Origin of the sequence: Brevibacterium album DSM 18261, from assembly GCF_000426445.1 — a bacterium.
Taxonomy (GTDB): Bacteria; Actinomycetota; Actinomycetes; order Actinomycetales; family Brevibacteriaceae; genus Brevibacterium; species Brevibacterium album.
The window spans coordinates 135,945-152,710 of record NZ_AUFJ01000012.1 but is presented as its reverse complement, the minus strand read 5'-3'; the positions used below and the strand labels follow the sequence as shown (position 1 = coordinate 152,710).

The window sequence follows — 16,766 nt, the reverse complement described above, 5'->3', positions numbered from 1 at the left end:
GTCAGATGCCCTCCAGCTCCGCGGCCTTCATGACCGGATCGAGTTCGTCCTCGGGATGCCTGATCTGCAGGTACAGGGCGAGGATCGAATGGATGAAGATGCCGGCGAAGCCCACGACGGCGGCCCCGTAGAGGAGCGTGGTGGGCAGCCCCGTCGCCGGCAGCGAGACGCCGCTGACGAGGACCACCATGGCGATGCCGGCGATGCTCATCACGGCGGCGGTGGCGATCACCACGAGCTCCGCGAACGCGCTCACGGCGCGGCTCACGCGCGGCGGCACCACGGTGGCGAGCAGATCGACCGTGATGTGCGCCCGCCGGCTGGAGACGAACAGCGCCGCGAGGAAGGTCAGCCAGACCATCACGACGCGGGCCAGCTCCTCCGTCCAGGAGAACGGCGAGCTGAAGACGTAACGGGACACGACCTGGGTGAGCACGAGGACGAAGACGCCCACGAGGAACACGCCCGCGACGGAGCGCTCGATGCGGATGATCCACCGGTAGAGCGCCGAGTTCTGCTCGAGGCGGTCCTGCCGGAAGCTGTAGTCCTCAGCCTCCGCGGCCGGGGCGCCCGCCGACGTCGATGCGCCCGCCGTCCCTTCCGGCTCGGCCGGCTGCGCGGGGCCGGGTGTCTGCTCGCTCATGACTCGTCCTCCGTCTTCCCGTCTGCGAACACCGGGGAGTCCTCCGGGTCGGTGCCCACCACGGTGGGCGTGTCCGCGGCGATCTCCTCCTGCACCTCCAGGTACAGGTCGCCCCATTCCTTCGCGGGCAGCAGGTTCTCCTTCACGCCCTGCCGGAAGGCCTCGGCGTCGATGTCCTCGACGATCTCGATGGTGCCCTCGGCGCGCCACTGCTCGAGGATCTCCCGCTCCTCGTCCTCGATGCATTTGAGGTTGGCCAGACGCGCGGCATCCGCGGCCTCGAGCACGGCCGTCCGCTCGCCCTCGCTGAGCCCCTCCATGAAGTTCTCGCTCGTGACCAGCTGCACCCCCTGCACCATGTGGCGGGTGATGCTCACGGTCGACTGCACCTCCTCGAACTTGTTCGAGGCGATGGTCGGGATGGGGTTCTCCTGCGCATCGATCGCGCCCTGCTGCAGGCCCAGATAGACCTCGGACAGGGCCATCGGGGTGGCCGTGCCCCCGAGTGCCCGGATCGTCTCGAGGTAGAGCGCGGCATCGGGCGTGCGGATCTTCAGACCGCGGAGGTCCTCGGGCGAGCGCACCGGCTTGTTCGCCGTGACATTGCGCGCGCCGTAGTACCAGGAGCTGAAGACGCGCAGTCCGGTCTCCTCGGCCATGTCGTCGTACAGCCGGGTGAGCAGGGGGCCGCGGGTCGCACGGTCGTACTCGCGGCTGTTGTCGACGAGGAACGCCCCGTCCACCACCTCGGCGTCCGGGTACCAGGCACCGAAGAACGAGCCGCCGGAGATGCCGATGTCGAGCGCGCCCGTCGCGACCTGCTCGATGATCTCGGGCTCGCCGCCCAGCTGCGCGGCCGGATACACCTTGAGGTCGATGCCGTCCTGTGCGAGCTCCTCCCTCATCGTCGCCGTCCCGCACGTGTTCGCGGGGTGGCCCGGTTCGTAGACGTTCGCCAGGCGCACGACCGTGGCGTCCGGATCAGGCGCCTCGGCCGCGAAGCCGCTGATGTCGACCGGCTGCATGAGGCTGCAGCCGCTCAGCGCCAGTGCGCTCGCCCCTGCCGCGAGCGCGGTGAGCGTCTTCCTTCTCATGACTCCTCCATTGCAGTCGTCTTCTCCTCTGCGCACCTGTCCTGCGCAGTCGTCGTGTCCTCCTCCGCCTGCCGCGGCGCAGCCTCCGAGGCCGCCTCGGCGGCGGCCGGCAGCTCCAGCCCGAGCTCGCGGGCGAGCGCGCGCAGGTCCGCGATGAGGCCCGCCCCGAGTGCGAGGCGTGCAGCATTGCGCCGGTGGAGCACGTACTCCCTCTCCCCCGGCACGAGCACCCCCTCTCCGGCTGCGTGCACGGCACCGGCGAGGTCGCTGATGCGGGACTCGACCGTCTCGCGGCCCGCGAAGGCGCGCGTGTCCAGGGTGATGAGCAGGTGCCCGTTGTTCATCCGCGAGGCCGGCGACTCCCAGATGTCCTGGGTGTCGAAGGCGAAGGTCGCCGGTGTGAGCGCGGCCGAGAGCCCCTCGATGAGCACCGAGAGCCCCGAGCCCTTGTGGCCGCCGAACGGCAGCAGCGCACCCCCGATCGCGGCGTCCGGGTCCGTCGTGGGCTCGCCGTGTGCGTCCACGGCCCAGTCCGCCGGGATCCGCTCACCCGCCTGCTTGGCGGCCATCACCTTGCCCAGCGCGCCCGCCGAGGTGGCCATGTCCACCGTGAGCGGCTCGCCCGTGCTGGGCATCGCGACGGTGAGCGGGTTGGTGCCCAGCACTGTGCGCACCCCGCCGAACGGCGCGGTGACGGGCCCTGTCGTCGAGGTGAGGATGCCGATCATGCCGTGCGCCGTGAGCTGGTCCGTCCAGAACCGGCCGGCCCCGTAGTGACTGGAGTTGTGCACCGCGACGGCGCTGATGCCGTGAGCAGCCGCGTGTGCGAGGCTCCAGTCGACGGCGGCCTGCATCACGACCTGGCCGAGGCCGGCGTCTCCGTCGAGGACTGCGGTGGCGCCCTCGGCGTTCTCGAACCGCAGCTGCGGGCGCGCCGTGATGCCTCCGTGTCGCAGCGCACTCACGTACAGCGGCAGCCGCAGGAGTCCGTGCGAGGCGATGCCCCGCTGATCGGCCTCCACGAGTGAGCGGGCCACGAGTGCGGCGTCCGCATCCGGGACGCCCTGCGTCGCGAGTGCTGCGCGGGCGAAGCCCACCAGCTCCTCGACCGCGAAGAGGCGCGCGGCATCCTCGTCGTTCTGCGTCATTGCTGTTCCTCCGGTTTCCTCGGTGAATCCGCGAAGTGGTGATCTGCTGTGGTCGTCCGTGCCGTCTCGCAGTGGGACGGCGGACTGGGGGCGGGGTCTCACTGACTCACAGTGAGACCCCGAAGCGTCCGCGCGAGACCTGGAAGCCCACGTTCGCCCGGGGCGGTGTCGCCTGGACGAAGTCCCCTGCGGCAGCGCCCGCCACAGCGGCGAGCACGGTCTCGAGAGTCCTCCCCGTGCCGGCATCGGTCGCCGCCGGCCCCTCGCCGGCGTCGGGTCCGCCCAGGAGGACGTCCATTCCCGCGGACCTCCCGGCCGTACCGACCTGGACGGTCGGGAGGAAGCGGTGCGGCTGGCGGGGGTGCTCGTCCGCGAACACCAGCAGGACGCTCGCGCCCGAGGCGCCCAGACCAGTGGCCGTCTCCAGCCAGTCCGAGGAGGAGTCGTCCATGAGATGCAGGCCGGGGATCCGAACCTGGGCGGCGTGCGCAAGAGTGGGCTCGGGCCGTGCGTCGAGTCCCAGCGGGCGCAGGAATCCGTCCTCACCCAGCACCGGGTCGGCGGCGGCGATGAGCACGCCCGTGCCGCCGTCCAGGAGCGTGCGCACCAGTGCCGCGACCAGGGACGCGGTGCGTCCGGCGTTCTTCGCGGAGGTGGAGACGCCCACGAGCGGAGCGGGCCGCGAGACCGCGGCGGATGCGCCCGCGACGGAATCCGCGCCCGCCCGCGCCGCCTCCCTGGCGGCCTGCGCGGCGGCGAGGGCGGAGAGCACGTGCTCGGTGACGCTGGCGATGCCGCCCTCGCCCTGGATGCTCGCCCAGTCGAAGCCGCCGGCGTCGATCCCGCGGCCGGCGAGCGATCGGCGGAAGAAGTCGTTGTGGGTCTTCTCGCAGCCGTGCTCCAGGAACACCGCATGCGCGGTGAGCGGATGCGTCGCATAGCCCAGGAGCGTGTCCCGGAAGATCTCCTCTGCGCTGCCGGAGGACACGCCGCAGCCCTCGGTGTGCGAGAGCGCCACGACGGACAGCCCGCTGCCGGAGGCGCCGAGACCGCCGCCTGCCGACTTCGCGCCCTCCGTCCGCGCCTCGCCGATCCGGGCCGCGATCTGCTCCGCCACCTGGCCGGAGCACAGGCTCGTGGGCAGGACGAGGTCGAAGCGCCCTCCGGCCACCACGATCTGCGGTGGGGAGGAAGCACCGCCGGGGCCCGCCTCGGACACGGCACCGGCTCCCGCCTCGGGCACGGTGTCCGCCCCGAGCGGCAGCAGCGGCTCGCCCGTGAAGGAGTCGCGGTCCCGCGCGGCACCGGGGGCCGGCCCCTCGGATCCCCCGAAGTGCCAGCTGCGCCAGATCTGCGTCTGCGACTGCCGGCTCGCCTCGCCCTTGGCGGCCTGTCCGCCGGCGGTCGCCACCGCCAGCTCGAACAGCTCCTGCCCCTCCGCGTCCATAGAGCTGCCGTCGAGGATGCGGCCGGCGTTGTAATCCATGTCGCTTTCCAGATGCCGGAACCGCGCGGTGGTGGTGACGACCTTGAGGGTGGGCACGAACGGGAAGTTCGTGATGGAGCCGTTGCCGGTCGTGAAGATGATGAGATTCGCCCCGCTCGCCACCTGCCCGGCGACGGACTCGAGGTCGTTGCCCGGGCTGTCCATGAAGTAGAAGCCGGGCCGGTCCATGGGCTGTGCGTAGTCGATGACGTGGTCGATCGCGGTCTGCGGGTCCTTCTTGCGCGCGGCCCCGAGCGATTTGAGGGTGATGTTGTACAGGCCCCGGTAGATGTTGCCGCCGGAGACATTGCCCTCCGCGGTGTGCCCGTGCGCCTGCGCATAGTCCTTGAAGCGCTGCTGGATCTCGAGGAACCGCTGCGTGATCCGCGGATCCGCCACGCGCGCGAGGGTGAAGACCTCGGAGCCGATGAGCTCGTCCGTCTCCGCGATGCCCACCGCACCGCCGTGGTCGATGAGGGTGTGCATGGCCCGCCCCAGCACCTGGTTGGCGGAGACGCCGGAGAAGGCGTCGGAGCCGCCGCACTGCATGCCGACCTTGAGTGCACTCAGCGGTGCCGGCTCCCGCACGAGCCCGGTGACCCGGCCGGCCACGGTCTGCGCCGTCGCCACGATCTGCGCGACGGAGTCCGCCGAGGCGTCGGGCACCTGGCAGAACCGCACCGTGTACTCGTGGGGCGAATGGGGCAGCTCGCCCAGGGCCGCGAGCACGTCCCGGTTGCTCACGGCGGCATCGGGATCCCCCACGATGACCGCCGCTCCCACATTGGGGTTCACCGCGAAGCCCGCGAGCGTGCGCACGAGCAGATCCGCATTGAGGGGAGCATCGCGGCCGCCGCCCTCGGTGTGGACCACCGGCACCACCCCGTCGAAGCCCTCGCCTGCCGGGTGCAGGCGCGCGAGCTCCTCGGCGGCGGCGAGCACGGCCGCGCGCGAGTGCGAGGTCGTGCCGATGACCGCGAGGTGGTTGCGGGTGCCCCAGCCGCGCGAGGGGCCGCGGCGGAAGCCCGGGAAGGTGCGCTCGCCCGCCCGGGTGGGCGCATTGGCGCCGAACACCGGAGCGGCGGGAAGCGTGCGCTCGGCCACGGTGTCCCGGTCGCTGAAGTTCACAGCGGGAGCGCTGCCTGCCGGGAAGTCCTCGGGATTGCGCTGCAGCAGCACCTCGCGCATCTTCGCATTGCAGACGTACTCGCCCGGTGCGATGTCCTCGAGCGCGGTGCCGAACGGCAGCCCCCAGGACAGGAGGGATTCGCCCTCCCGCACTGCGCGCACGCAGATCCGGTGCCCCTGCAGGACGGCGTGCTTCAGGACGACCCGAGCGCCCTCGAGGTCGAGGACCTCTCCGGCCTCGAGCCTTTCCGGCACGATGGCGACATTGTCCTCGGGAGTGGGGAGGATGTGCGTGGGAGCCAATGTTCGCGTCCTGTCTGCGAGTGGGAGGTGGTGGGGAGGAACGGGCCGGCTCACACGAGCCGTGTTCGTCCCCGGAGTTCAGAGTTCGATGAGGACCTTGCTGGAGACCGCGGAGTCACGGGCCACGTCGAAGGCGCTCAGGGCCTCGGCGGCGGGCAGCACGTGGGTGACGATCACGTCGCTGAGCCCCGGGCGCGCGGCGAGCATCGCCACGGCGTCGTCGATCTCCGTGTCGAAGCGGAAGGTCCCGCGCAGCTGCAGCTCCTTGGAGACCAGGCGTGAGAGGTTGGCGCCCAGCGGCACGTCCGGGAGGATGCCCACCTGCACGATGGTGCCCGCCGGCCGCGCCGAGAGCACGGCCTGGCTCAGCGAGGCCGGAGCAGCCGAGCACTCGAGGACCACGTCGTAGGCGTCTGCGGGAACCTCGTCCGTGCCGACGTGCAGCACCTCGTCAGCGCCGAGCGCACGGGCGCGCTCCAGCGCCGACTCCTGGATGTCGCCGACGGCCACCTCGGCCGCGCCCCGCGCCCGCAGTGCGGCGAGCGCCAGCAGACCCACCGGCCCGGCGCCCAGCACCAGCACCTTCCTGCCCGCGACCTCCCCGGCGATGGTGAGTGCGTGGAGGGCCACCGCGAGGGGTTCGGCCAGTGCCGCATCGCGCAGTCCGAGGCCCTCAGGCAGGACGCGCACCATGTCCCGCTCCACCACGAGGAGGTCCGCGAGGGCGCCCTGGCAGTGCGGGGTGCTCGAGGCGCTGCCCAGGTACTGGCCCCCGGGCCACAGGTGGCCGCGGTCCTCCAGGCCCGGCTGGGAGCGGCCATAGCGCGCCGGGTGCACGGTCACGGCCGTGCCCGGCGCCAGCTGCCCCGAAGGGTCCAGGTCCACCTCGGCGGAGAGCTCATGGCCGGGGATCAGCGGTTCGCGGATGACGTTCTCCCCGTTCGCGCCGTTGAAGAAGTAGTGCAGGTCGGAGCCGCAGATGCCCACGTAGCGCACGCGCAGGCGCACCTGGTCCGGGCCGGGCTCCGGAACCGGCGCGTCCTCCCAGTCCATCTGGCCGGCGGACTGGATTCGCAGTGCTCGCATCGTGTCTCTCTCTTCTGGGTCTTATGCGGGTGGATCGGGGGTGGGCGGCCCGGGTCGTGTCTCGGGCGAGTCGCGCCTCGGGCAAGTGGTGTCTCAGGCGGTGGGTGTCCCGGCGGCGGGCCGGCGGAGGCCGCTCAGGTCTCAGGCCGAGGCAGCGGGAGGTCACGCGCCCTCGGCGATTCCTGCTCCGGCACCGGCCGAGGCTCCGGCAGCCCCGGTGCCCTCAGCCGCCCCCGCCTCCTCTGCAGCGGCGCGGGCTCCGTGCCGCACAAGGACGTCCAGCAGGTCTGCGACGCGGGCGGCGAAGTCCTCGCGCCCGGCGAGCGCCGGAGGGAAGAGGCCCGCGTCGAGGACGCGGCGGGCGTGGTCCTGGGCTCCCGCCGCTCCGCGCACGGCCTCTATGAGGCGCTCCCGCGCGGGCTCGGCGATCCTCTCCGCCAGCGGCCCCGGATCGAAGCCGGCCGGGGGCACCGTGCAGGCGATCCATGCCGCGACGCACAGCGCGAGGTGGTGCGGCATGCCCCCGCGTTCGAGGGAGTGCAGGGCCGCGTCCGTGAGCCGCTGGACGAGCTTCGAGGAGCCGTCCGAGCCGACCTGCGCGGTCGCGTGGCCGATGAGGGGGTTGCCCCAGCGCCGGGACAGCTGCGCGAGGTGTGCCTCGAGGTCGAACCCGGAGGGCAGGGCGAAGGTGGGCAGGAGGTCCGCGCGGATGCCGCCCATGACGGCCTCGCGCACGAAGTCCTGATTCCAGGACTCGGCGATGGTCTCGCGGCCGGTGAGCACGCCCAGGTAGGCGATGAGGGAGTGCGAGGCGTTGAGCAGGCGCAGCTTCACCATCTCGTAGGCACCGACCTCCGCGGAGAAGACGGCACCGCCCTGCTCCCAGGCAGGGCGCCCGCCGGCGAAATCGTCCTCCATGACCCACATGGAGAAGTCCTCGGCCGGCACCGGGCAGGCGTCCTCGACGCCCAGGAGCTCCGCGACCCGCCGGGAGTGCGCGGCAGTGGTGGCGGGGACGATCCGGTCGACCATCGTGTTGGGGAAGGACACCGCCGAGGCCGCGTAGTCCTGCACGTCCGGGGAGGCGCCGGCCGCCTGCAGGAACTCGAGGACCGCTGTGCGCGTGGCCGCGCCGTTGGACTGCAGGTTGTCGCAGGAGACCACGGTGAACGGCTCGCCGCTCGCCGCACGGGCCTCGAGGCCGCGGGCGATCATGGCGATGCCGGTCGAGGGAGCGGCACCCGGACGGAGGTCCGCGGCGACGCGGGGGTCGTCGACGGCGAGGCGGCCCGTGGCCCCGTCCCGGCTGTAGCCGAGCTCGGAGATGGTGAGGGTGAGGATGCGGTGGGCGGGATCGGCGAGCGACGCGACCACGGCGGCGGGGTCCTCGGCAGCGATCCCGGTGTCGCGGTGGACGTCGACCACTCCGGCCTGCACACCGTCCTCGGTGAGCTGGAGGATCGAGTAGAGGTGGTCCTGGGCGCGCATCGGCTCCACGACCCGGCCCGAGGAGAAGGCGAAGCCGCGGATCCCCCAGTCACCTCCGGCGACGGCCATCGCACGAGCGGTGTGGACCGCGGCGTGGGCGCGGTGGAAGTTGCCGAGGCCCAGGTGGACGATTCCCGTGCGGGCCGGAGCCGAAGCGCCGATGAGGGCACGGCGGGGCAGGGTGCTGCGTCCGAGTCTCTCGGTCATGACGGCGCTGTCCTCTCCACGGCTCGGTCTTCTCCACGACGGTGCGGCCGGAAGCGATCCAGCGGCACAATCGTATAGCAAAACACGTTTTTACATATTTGAGCCAAGGATAGGGCCGCCGGAGGCGGAGCGCAATGGAACACCCGTGTCCGGTTCCGGGCGGCGGGAGAGTGAGGGCGGGGCGTGTGAGCTGTCAGATGGTGGGCAGGACGCAGCCGGTGGGCGGCAGCGGCCGGCCGTCGCTCTCGCCGCCCACGGTCGGCAGGAAGCGGCCCAGGGACTGCTCAAGGTGCGTGCGCATGAGCGCCTGGGCACGCTCGCCCTCGCAGGCGGCTATCGCCTCGGCGACCTCACGATGCTCCTCCAGCGTGTCCGCGCTGGTGACATCCTCGGCGTAGAGCCGGAAGAGGTGAAGCTGCGCATGCAGACCCTCATAAGCGCTGATGAGGAAGGCATTGCCGGTGGCCCGGTGGATCGCCCGGTGGAACTCGAGGTCGTGGGAGGCGAGCGCGCTGCGTGAGCAGACGTCCGGGTGCTCGGCGGCGAAGACCGCAACGAGCCGGAGGAGCCCCCGGCCCGGATTGGAGGCGCGGTCCACGGAGACGACGCGCGCAGCCCAGGGCTCGATGAGCAGGCGCACCTCGAACATCCTGCGCAGCTGATCCTCGTCGAGGAGAGGGGTCGTGGAGTAGCCGCGGCCGCGGGCCCGCATGACGAGCCCGTCCCCTTCGAGATGCTGCAGGGCCTCACGCACGGGGGTCTGGGAGACGCCCAGCTCCCGCACGAGCGCATCGATGCTGACCCGCTCGCCTGAGGCGATCTCATTGCGGATGATCTTCTCGCGGATGCGGTCGTACACCGAAGGCCGAGGCATGCGGTCTCCCCTTCCCTGGGAGCGTGCGGACGAGGCAGCACCGTGCCGGCTGAACGGCGAAGTATGGTTCATGGGTTCATGGATTCACGGGTCTATGGGTTCATGGGGGCGCGATGCGGATACAGAATCTCACATCGGCCTCCCGCGCTCGCCTGCGGTGCCGGCGAGCTCACCTGAGGCTTCACCTCACCGGCAGCGGCTCATCTACAGTGCCGGTATGAGCGACCCCGGAGCATCGTCCCTGCAGACCCTCGCCTCGCACGCGGAGAGGCAGCCGGTGCCGTGGGCCAATGGTGCGGGCTCCACCGTCGAACTCGTCTCGCTCGCGGAGTCCGCCTCGCTCACGCCCGGCCGCCCCCGCTGGCGGCTGAGCATCGCCGCCCTGGAGCGCCCCGCGGAGTTCTCGCCGCTGCCGGGCATGCGGCGAGTCTTCCGCCCCGTGGGAGCCGACGTGGTGCTCCTCATCGACGGCCGGCGTCACGAGATCGCGGACGGCGACCCGTGCGCCTTCGACGGAGGAGCCGCGACCTCCCTCGTGGAGCTGACCGGGCCGTGCCACGCGGTGAACCTCATGACGGAGACAGGGTTCGCGACCGGCGAATCTTCCGCTGAGCACAGCGCCCCCGAGGCCGCCGAAGACAGCGCGGCCGGCCCGGACGGCTCCTTCCTCCTCACCCTGGAGGACTCGGACCTCGGCCCCCGCTTCACCCTGCTGCGGGAGCGGGGCGTGCGCGGACAGGAAGGCACGGGACAGCGGAGCGGCCCAGGAGCAGGCGCCCCGGACGACGACTCCCCGCATGACGGCACGGCGGAATCGCTCGGAGGAATCCGCGTGCTGCGGTTCTGACGCTCCGCCCCATCGCGTTCGCAGCCACCCGCCTCCCTGTCGTCACCACGCGGCCCTCTGCCGCCGGGAAGCCGCAGAGCCGCAGCCGCAGCCGCAGCCGCAGAGCCCACCCTCGCAGTCCTCTCCAGACTGCGGTCTGCCGTGCGAACGCGAACGAGGCGAATCCGCGTCGGCACGGCAGACCACAGTCGGCACCAGCCGCGAAAGCGCGGGTGCGGCTCAGACCAGCCCGCGGATCTGTTCCACGAGCCTCGCAGTGCTCACCCCGTACCGGTCGAACAGGGTCGGCAGGGCGCCCGCGTCCAAGAACGCATCCGGCAGGGAGACCGGCGTGACCTGCCTGCCCATACCCCGCAGAGCCAATTCGTGCGCCACCGTGTCGAAGAGGCCGCCGATGACGGCGTGGTTCTCGGCCGTGAGGACCACCCGGTCCTTCGCGACCTCGGCCAGCACCGTCTCCGAGTCGAAGGGCTTGAGCGTGGGCGAGTGCAGGACCGCCACATCGATGCGGTCGCGCTCGAGGAGCTTCGCCGCCTCCAGCGCGTTCTCCGTCATCAGCCCCGAGGACACGATGAGCACATCGGCGCCGTCCCGCAGCAGCTTCGCCCGGCCCAGCTCGAACTCGTAGTCGTACTCGTCAAGCACGGAGGGCACCTTCCCCCGCAGGATGCGGGTGTAGGTGGGACCGTCATGGGCGACGAGCTGAGGCACAGCCTGAGCTATGTCGACGGCATCGCAGGGGTCCACGATCGTCAGTCCCGGCACTGTGCGCAGGATCGCGATGTCCTCCGTGGCCTGGTGGGAGGGCCCGTACCCGGTGGTGAGCCCCGGCAGAGCGCAGACCATGTTCACGTTCAGGCCGGGTTCGGCCACATCGAGGAGCAGGAAGTCGAACGCCCTGCGGGTGGCGAACACGGAATATGTCGAGGCGAAGGGCACGAAGCCCTCCTGCGCCAAACCCGCGGCGGCCCCGATGAGCGCCTGCTCGGCCATGCCGATCTGGTAGAAGCGGTCGGGCATGGCATCGCGGAAGATGTGCAGATCCGTGTACTTCGCGAGGTCTGCGGACAGGCCCACGATCCGCTCATCGTCCTGCGCGGCCCTGACCAGAGCGTGGCCGAGCGGGGCCTGGACCGCGCGCTGCCCCTCCTTGGCCAGTGACACGTCCATCGCGCCGGATCGCGCCACTGAGCCGGTGTCTGTGTTGGGGGTGCTCATCGTGCGAAGTCCTCCTCAAGTGCCTTGCGTGCCAGCTCCCATTCCTCCGGGGCGACCTTCATGAAGTGCAGCTTCTCCCTCCGCTCAAGGAAGTCCACGCCGCGGCCCAGCTGCGTGTCTGCGATGAGCACGCGCGGGCGGGGATCGCTCAGCGTCCGCAGCTCCTCGAGGCAGCCCAGCACCGCTGCGATGTCATTGCCGTCGCAGCGGCGGACGAACCAGCCGAAGGCCTCCCATTTGGCGCCCGCGTCCTCCATCGAGAGCATGTCCGTGGACTTGCCGTCGGCCTGCTGGTCGTTGAAGTCGACGATCGCGATGAGGTTGTCCAGCCCGTGGTGGGCGGCCACGGCGGCGGCCTCCCAGGTGGAGCCCTCACCGAGCTCGCCGTCGGAGAGCAGGTTGTAGACGAAGGCGTCCGATCCCTTGCGCTTGAGACCCATCGCCGCTCCGTTGGCGATCGTCAGCCCGTGGCCCAGCGAGCCGCCGGAGATCTCCACACCGGGAGTGTAGGTGCGCATGGCGGACATGGGCAGCCGCGAATCGTCCGCGGCATAGGTGGCGAGCTCCTCCTCGGGCAGGACCTTGGCCTCGGCGAGCGCGGCGTAGAGCGCCAGGGCGTAGTGGCCGATCGACAGGAAGAACCGGTCACGGCCCTCCCACTCCGGGTCGGCCGGCTCCAGGCGCAGCTGATCGGCATAGAGGACGGCGAGGACATCGGCGATGTCGAGCGCCTGCCCGATGTAGCCCTGCCCCTGGACCTCGGCCTGGACCAGCGCGTTCTGCCGGATCCGGTAGGCGGCCTCCCGGATGCGCTCCAGGCGCTCCGGATCGATCGCGTGCGGTGCGGAATCTGTGGACATGCCTTCGCAGTCCTCCTTCGGTTGGTTGCCTGCGGGGAAGGTGCCGGAGCTCATGCGAACACCCAGGCAAGGCCCACGAACGCGCCGCCGATGAGGCCGAGCGCGGTCACCAGGACGGACCAGGTCCGGAGCCCGTCGAGCACCGAGAGGCCGAGGTAGCGCGTGACGATCCAGAACCCGGAGTCGTTGATGTGGGAGAGGGTGATGGCTCCGCAGCCGATCGCAAGGTTGAGCAGGGCGATCTGGTAGGTCGTGTAGTCGCCCGAGGCGATCGGCGCCGCCAGCAGTCCTGCCGTGGTGATCGCGGAGACGGTCGCCGAGCCCTGCGCCGCGCGCAGCGCGGCGGCCAGCACGAAGGCCAGGACGATGAGAGGGAGCCCGAGGTCGGAGAACATGTCGGAAATCGCCTCGCCGATGCCGGTCTCGCGGAGCACGGCCGCGAACACACCGCCGGCTCCCGTCACGAAGACGACGATGGCCGCGGGACCGAGCGCCCCGTCCATAAGCCTTCCCATCTGGGCGACCCCGTAGCCGCAGGGTAGGGCGAGCAGGAGCAGGCCAACCACGGACGCGACGAGCAGTGCGAACGCCGGAGCTCCGATCAGGTCGAGAGCCGCTGCCGCGCCCGAACCCTCGGCGGCGAAGGACCCGCCCACCGTGCCCGTGCCGATCATCAGCACGGGCAGCAGGATGACGAAGAGGACGGCGAGCGCCGAGGGCGTCCGCTTCTCCGCATGCGTGCGGGTGAGGACGTCCCCGCCCTCCTCCCCTGCCACCGGAGAGGCGCCCGTGCCGAAGGTCGCGTAGTTCCTCGCGGTCTCGGGAAGCATCTCGAACTCACCGCGGGTCAGCCGCCTGGAGATGAGGTAGCCGATGACGCCGACGGGCACGCAGAGCGCGAGGCCGAGGAGGGTGATCAGCCCCATGTCACCCTCCGTGACCTGCGCGCTGCCCACGATGCCGGGGTGCGGAGGGACAGTCACGTGCACGAACAGCATGAGGGCGAGGGGGAGGCCGAGAACCAGCGGCGACCGCATGCCCGCCGCCTTGGCGAAGCTGTAGACGATGGGGATGAGGATGATGAAGGCGACGTCGAAGAAGATCGGGATCGCGATGATGCAGCTCGCCGTGACGAGTGCCGGCGCCACACGCGCGGGGCCGAGCACCCTGGTGAAGGCCTGGGCAAGGACCTCGGCGCCGCCCGTCTTCTCCACGATGGCGCCCAGCATCGCGCCGAGGCCCACGAGGAGGGCGACATTGCCGAGCGTGCCGCCCAGCCCCTCCATGATGAGCGGGATCACCTCGGCCGGACCCACGCCGGCGAGCAGGGCGGTGAGGAGGGAGACGATGAGGAGGGCGATGAATGCGGGCAGCTTCACCCAGATGACCATCACCAGCAGGAGCACGACCGCCAGGAGGGCGGTGAGGATGAGGAGGCCCGGTGACATGCGCTCAGCCCTCCGTCGAGTAGGTCCGGATGACCTGGGAGTCGTCGAGCTGGGCCATCCCCGCAGCTGCCGCCAGATCGAAGCGCGCACGCGCGGCTCTCACGAGGGGCGCGTCGAATCCCTGCGCATCCGCGATGTCAGCGACGAGGCCGGCGTCCTTGACGAAGATGCTCACAGCGCTCGTCACCCTGGCCTCGGGGCCCTCGAGCATCCGCGGCCCCCTGTCGCTGAGCATCCACGAACCGCCGGCGCCCTGCTCCACGGCGGCGAGCACCTGTTCGGGGTCGAGGCCGAGGGCGCGTGCGAAGGCGAGGGCCTCGGCAGCAGCGGCGAGGTTGACCGAGCACAGGAGCTGGTTGACGGCCTTGAACGCCTGCCCGTCGCCGATCCGCGCGCCCGCCTCGACGACCCGGCCGAAGCACTCGAGCACCGGCCTGTGCCCCTCGATCACCGCGGCCTCGCCGGAGGCGAAGAGCGTGAGCGCGCCCCGCTCCGCGCCGGCCACGCCGCCGGTCACCGGCACATCGAGAATCCGCACACCCGCGGAAGCGGCCTGCTCGGCGGCCCGGACGACGGCCTCTGGGCCCACCGTGCTCATGACGATGAGGGCCGCGCCCGGCCGCATCGCGGCGATGACGCCGCCGTCGCCGCCGAGCGCCGTGTCGAGCTGCTCCGGCGTGGCGACCATGACCACGACCGCGTCGGCAGTGCGCACGGAGTCCGGGACCACCTCCATGTCCAGTCCTGCGGCGACTCCGCGCTCACGCGACGCCTCGACCGGGTCGACCCCGGTGACCTCGAATCCCGCCCCCTTCAGCTGCAGGGCCATCGGCAGGCCGATCGCGCCGACGCCTATGAAGGTGATCGTCTGTGGTGGTGTGAACGGCATTGTTCCTCCGGTGACTCGTGCCTCTCACAACTGCGATGCGCAATTGGTCTGCCCATAATGGTCTGACCAATCAATCAGAGTCAAGTCCCCGCACGGCACAGTGCCATCGGGGCAGGAGAGAGCCCCCGGAGGACGCACGGGGAGAAGAGGAATGCCGCGGCGCCCGGCCGAGCGCCGCGCGCGTCAGGAGAGGAGGCCGCGGTGCACGCTGAAGTGCAGCCGGACGGCACGGGCCGTGGCGACGTCGTCACCCGAGATCAGCGCCTCGAGGATCTCCTCGTGCACCGCATCGGTCCGGAACGAAGCGGGCCTCTCACCGCCGTTAGCCTCCGCCTCAGCGGCGAGAGCCCTGACCCGGCGATCCAGGATGTGCGCGCGCAGGGTGCCGTCGAGGCTGTCGATGATGAAGTCGAGCAGCCTGTTGCCGGCGCAGCGCAGCACCGCCCGGTGAAAGGCGAGGTCCGCCTCGCACCCCGCCTCCGCATCGCCGGCGCGCGAGGCGGCGTGCATCTCTTCGATCCGCAGGCGGAGCTCTGCGACCCGCGCCTCCTGCAGGGTCCCGGCGAGCTGCGGCAGCACACCGATCTCCAGCATCTCGCGGAACTCATCGATGTCGTCGAGCGGAAGCTGCCCGGACCTCTCCATGAGAGTGAAGACGTTGGCCTCGTCGTCCGCACCGGGGACCCGCAGGAGCGTGCCGGACCCCTGGACCCGCTTGAGCAGGCCCACCGTCTGCAGGCCCGCGAGGTACTCCCGGATCCGCGGCCGGCTCAGCTTCGTGAGGGAGACGAGTTCGCGCTCCGGGGCCACCCGGATGCCCCCGTCGACAGGACGCCCCGTGGCAGCGAGGACCTGCACGAAATCAGCAGCCGTGACTATCTGCTCGTCGCCCACGCTTCCCCCTCATCGATGCGGACACACGGCACCCGGCCCGCCCTCGGCCCAGCACGGAATGCCCTCCGGGCCATGGTCTCACGCGCATGAGGCACCCTCGCACACGATAGAAGCCCGGGTGTCCGCGGCGCCGCCCTTCACCCGGCCCCGTCGCGAAGGCTCAGGTGCTCCACGCAATTGCGCGACGCACCTGAGCTTTCGCGACCGAAGGCGGGCGCCTCGACTCAGCCGGGCGCCGCGCTCACGCATCCGGCCGCGCGGCGTAGCCGAGCGCGAAGCGGTCGCGCGCTTCCTCGAGGTGCACCCGCAGCTGCTCCTCCCACGCAGGGTCCCCCTCCTCGACGGCGCGCAGCAGCTCGGCGTGCACATCGACCGCGCGCAGGAGGTCGTCCGCGGGATGCGGATTCACCTCGAGCAGCGTCTCCAGGCTGCGCTCGAACTGCCGCCACATCGTCAGGATGCGGCGCTGGCCGCTCGCCTCCGGAAAGCTCCTGTGGAACGCCACATCGGCAAGGCCGAAGGCGATGCCGTCGCCCCGCTCCGCCGCCTCCCGCATCCTCCGGAGCGCCGCGTGCGCGGAGCTGAGGTCGAGGGAGAGCCGCGCCGCCCTGCTCATCGCGTGGCGCTCCAGCAGGTGCCGCAGGTCGTAGATCTCCTCGATGTCCTCGGCCGTCACCTCGAGCACCCGGAAGCTGCGGCCGGAGGCGGCGATGAGGCTGTCCTCGGCCAGCTGGGCCAGCGCATCGCGCACCGGACCGCGGCTGGTGCCGAACTCCTCGGCGAGGGACTTCTCGATGAGCAGCGAACCGCCCTCGCACTCACCGGAGAGGATCCGGCGGCGGAGCACACGTGCCGCCTGATCACCCAGCGATTCGTTCCTGATCTTCACCCCGGACCCGCTCCTCTTCATCCTCGCACCTGCTCCCGCGACGGCACCCCGCCGGGCAGCCGTCCGCCCACGCAGGACATTCGCCGGCCGACAGCCGCACCCAGCCGCCGCGGACGCCGCGCTCTCCCTCCGCAGGCACTCGCCGCGCTCTCCCGCCCGGCACGACAGCCCCCACCGACCCATGTGCTTGACGCCACATCCGACGCATGATCCAATGATCTCACACGGCTAACGGTTAACCGTTAACTGCGCCTGAAGGAGACG

General features: G+C 71.2%; 14 protein-coding genes. 1 reads left to right on the top strand and 13 read right to left on the bottom strand.

What is annotated here, in order from left to right; all coding sequences use genetic code 11:
- Position 1: 1 nt before the first annotated feature.
- The 7 genes from K318_RS20770 to K318_RS0109600 form a co-directional block, all read right to left on the bottom strand.
- Entirely contained in the window at positions 2–643 is a 642-nt protein-coding gene (locus tag K318_RS20770; protein WP_051297791.1) for a TRAP transporter small permease, read from the bottom strand.
- Positions 640–1,737, bottom strand: coding sequence for a DctP family TRAP transporter solute-binding subunit (locus K318_RS20765; RefSeq protein ID WP_051297790.1), 1,098 nt, complete (start codon positions 1,735–1,737; stop codon positions 640–642). Before K318_RS20765 ends, K318_RS20770 begins: the two co-directional genes overlap by 4 nt.
- Positions 1,734–2,885 (bottom strand): Ldh family oxidoreductase, encoded by a 1,152-nt coding sequence (locus tag K318_RS20760; protein WP_084499956.1) that lies wholly within the window; start codon positions 2,883–2,885, stop codon positions 1,734–1,736. The genes K318_RS20765 and K318_RS20760 overlap by 4 nt, the downstream gene beginning before the upstream one ends.
- A 106-nt stretch (positions 2,886–2,991) precedes the next feature.
- The gene (locus tag K318_RS20755) at positions 2,992–5,802 is read right to left on the bottom strand and encodes a UxaA family hydrolase (protein ID WP_051297789.1); all 2,811 of its coding nucleotides are present in this window, start codon (positions 5,800–5,802) and stop codon (positions 2,992–2,994) included.
- A gap of 78 nt (positions 5,803–5,880) precedes the next feature.
- Positions 5,881–6,888, bottom strand: a complete 1,008-nt coding sequence (locus K318_RS0109610) for a zinc-binding dehydrogenase (RefSeq protein ID WP_029089337.1) — start codon at positions 6,886–6,888, stop codon at positions 5,881–5,883.
- A gap of 162 nt (positions 6,889–7,050) precedes the next feature.
- On the bottom strand, positions 7,051–8,583 hold the full coding sequence (locus tag K318_RS20750; RefSeq protein ID WP_051297788.1) for a mannitol dehydrogenase family protein: 1,533 nt from the start codon (positions 8,581–8,583) through the stop codon (positions 7,051–7,053).
- A 193-nt stretch (positions 8,584–8,776) separates the two neighbouring features.
- Positions 8,777–9,457, bottom strand: a complete 681-nt coding sequence (locus K318_RS0109600; protein ID WP_029089336.1) for a GntR family transcriptional regulator — start codon at positions 9,455–9,457, stop codon at positions 8,777–8,779.
- Between the two features lie 217 nt (positions 9,458–9,674).
- On the opposite strand from K318_RS0109600, the gene K318_RS23700 reads away from it, so the two are divergent.
- Entirely contained in the window at positions 9,675–10,304 is a 630-nt protein-coding gene (locus tag K318_RS23700) for a HutD family protein (protein WP_051297787.1), read from the top strand.
- A gap of 219 nt (positions 10,305–10,523) precedes the next feature.
- On the opposite strand, the gene K318_RS0109590 is transcribed toward K318_RS23700, so the two are convergent.
- From K318_RS0109590 to K318_RS20740, 6 genes are all read right to left on the bottom strand, one after another.
- Positions 10,524–11,522 carry a transketolase family protein gene (locus tag K318_RS0109590; protein WP_029089335.1) on the bottom strand — a complete coding sequence of 333 codons (999 nt, stop codon included), beginning with the start codon at positions 11,520–11,522 and terminating at the stop codon, positions 10,524–10,526.
- Positions 11,519–12,382 carry a transketolase gene (locus K318_RS0109585; protein WP_084499953.1) on the bottom strand — a complete coding sequence of 288 codons (864 nt, stop codon included), beginning with the start codon at positions 12,380–12,382 and terminating at the stop codon, positions 11,519–11,521. Before K318_RS0109585 ends, K318_RS0109590 begins: the two co-directional genes overlap by 4 nt.
- A gap of 50 nt (positions 12,383–12,432) precedes the next feature.
- Positions 12,433–13,830 carry a GntT/GntP/DsdX family permease gene (locus K318_RS0109580; protein WP_029089333.1) on the bottom strand — a complete coding sequence of 466 codons (1,398 nt, stop codon included), beginning with the start codon at positions 13,828–13,830 and terminating at the stop codon, positions 12,433–12,435.
- A 4-nt stretch (positions 13,831–13,834) separates the two neighbouring features.
- Positions 13,835–14,719 carry an NAD(P)-dependent oxidoreductase gene (locus K318_RS0109575; protein WP_029089332.1) on the bottom strand — a complete coding sequence of 295 codons (885 nt, stop codon included), beginning with the start codon at positions 14,717–14,719 and terminating at the stop codon, positions 13,835–13,837.
- A 183-nt stretch (positions 14,720–14,902) separates the two neighbouring features.
- Positions 14,903–15,613: a FadR/GntR family transcriptional regulator gene (locus K318_RS0109570; RefSeq protein ID WP_029089331.1), complete on the bottom strand. Its 711-nt coding sequence runs from the start codon at positions 15,611–15,613 to the stop codon at positions 14,903–14,905.
- Between the two features lie 241 nt (positions 15,614–15,854).
- Positions 15,855–16,502 (bottom strand): GntR family transcriptional regulator, encoded by a 648-nt coding sequence (locus tag K318_RS20740; protein ID WP_051297786.1) that lies wholly within the window; start codon positions 16,500–16,502, stop codon positions 15,855–15,857.
- Positions 16,503–16,766: the final 264 nt, after the last annotated feature.

Coding starts and splice junctions, on each gene's coding strand:
- K318_RS20770 (WP_051297791.1), bottom strand. CDS start 643: ATGAGCGAGCAGACACCCGGCCCCGCGCAGCCGGCCGAGCCGGAAGGG.
- K318_RS20765 (WP_051297790.1), bottom strand. CDS start 1,737: ATGAGAAGGAAGACGCTCACCGCGCTCGCGGCAGGGGCGAGCGCACTG.
- K318_RS20760 (WP_084499956.1), bottom strand. CDS start 2,885: ATGACGCAGAACGACGAGGATGCCGCGCGCCTCTTCGCGGTCGAGGAG.
- K318_RS0109610 (WP_029089337.1), bottom strand. CDS start 6,888: ATGCGAGCACTGCGAATCCAGTCCGCCGGCCAGATGGACTGGGAGGAC.
- K318_RS20750 (WP_051297788.1), bottom strand. CDS start 8,583: ATGACCGAGAGACTCGGACGCAGCACCCTGCCCCGCCGTGCCCTCATC.
- K318_RS0109600 (WP_029089336.1), bottom strand. CDS start 9,457: ATGCCTCGGCCTTCGGTGTACGACCGCATCCGCGAGAAGATCATCCGC.
- K318_RS23700 (WP_051297787.1), top strand. CDS start 9,675: ATGAGCGACCCCGGAGCATCGTCCCTGCAGACCCTCGCCTCGCACGCG.
- K318_RS0109590 (WP_029089335.1), bottom strand. CDS start 11,522: ATGAGCACCCCCAACACAGACACCGGCTCAGTGGCGCGATCCGGCGCG.
- K318_RS0109585 (WP_084499953.1), bottom strand. CDS start 12,382: ATGTCCACAGATTCCGCACCGCACGCGATCGATCCGGAGCGCCTGGAG.
- K318_RS0109580 (WP_029089333.1), bottom strand. CDS start 13,830: ATGTCACCGGGCCTCCTCATCCTCACCGCCCTCCTGGCGGTCGTGCTC.
- K318_RS0109575 (WP_029089332.1), bottom strand. CDS start 14,719: ATGCCGTTCACACCACCACAGACGATCACCTTCATAGGCGTCGGCGCG.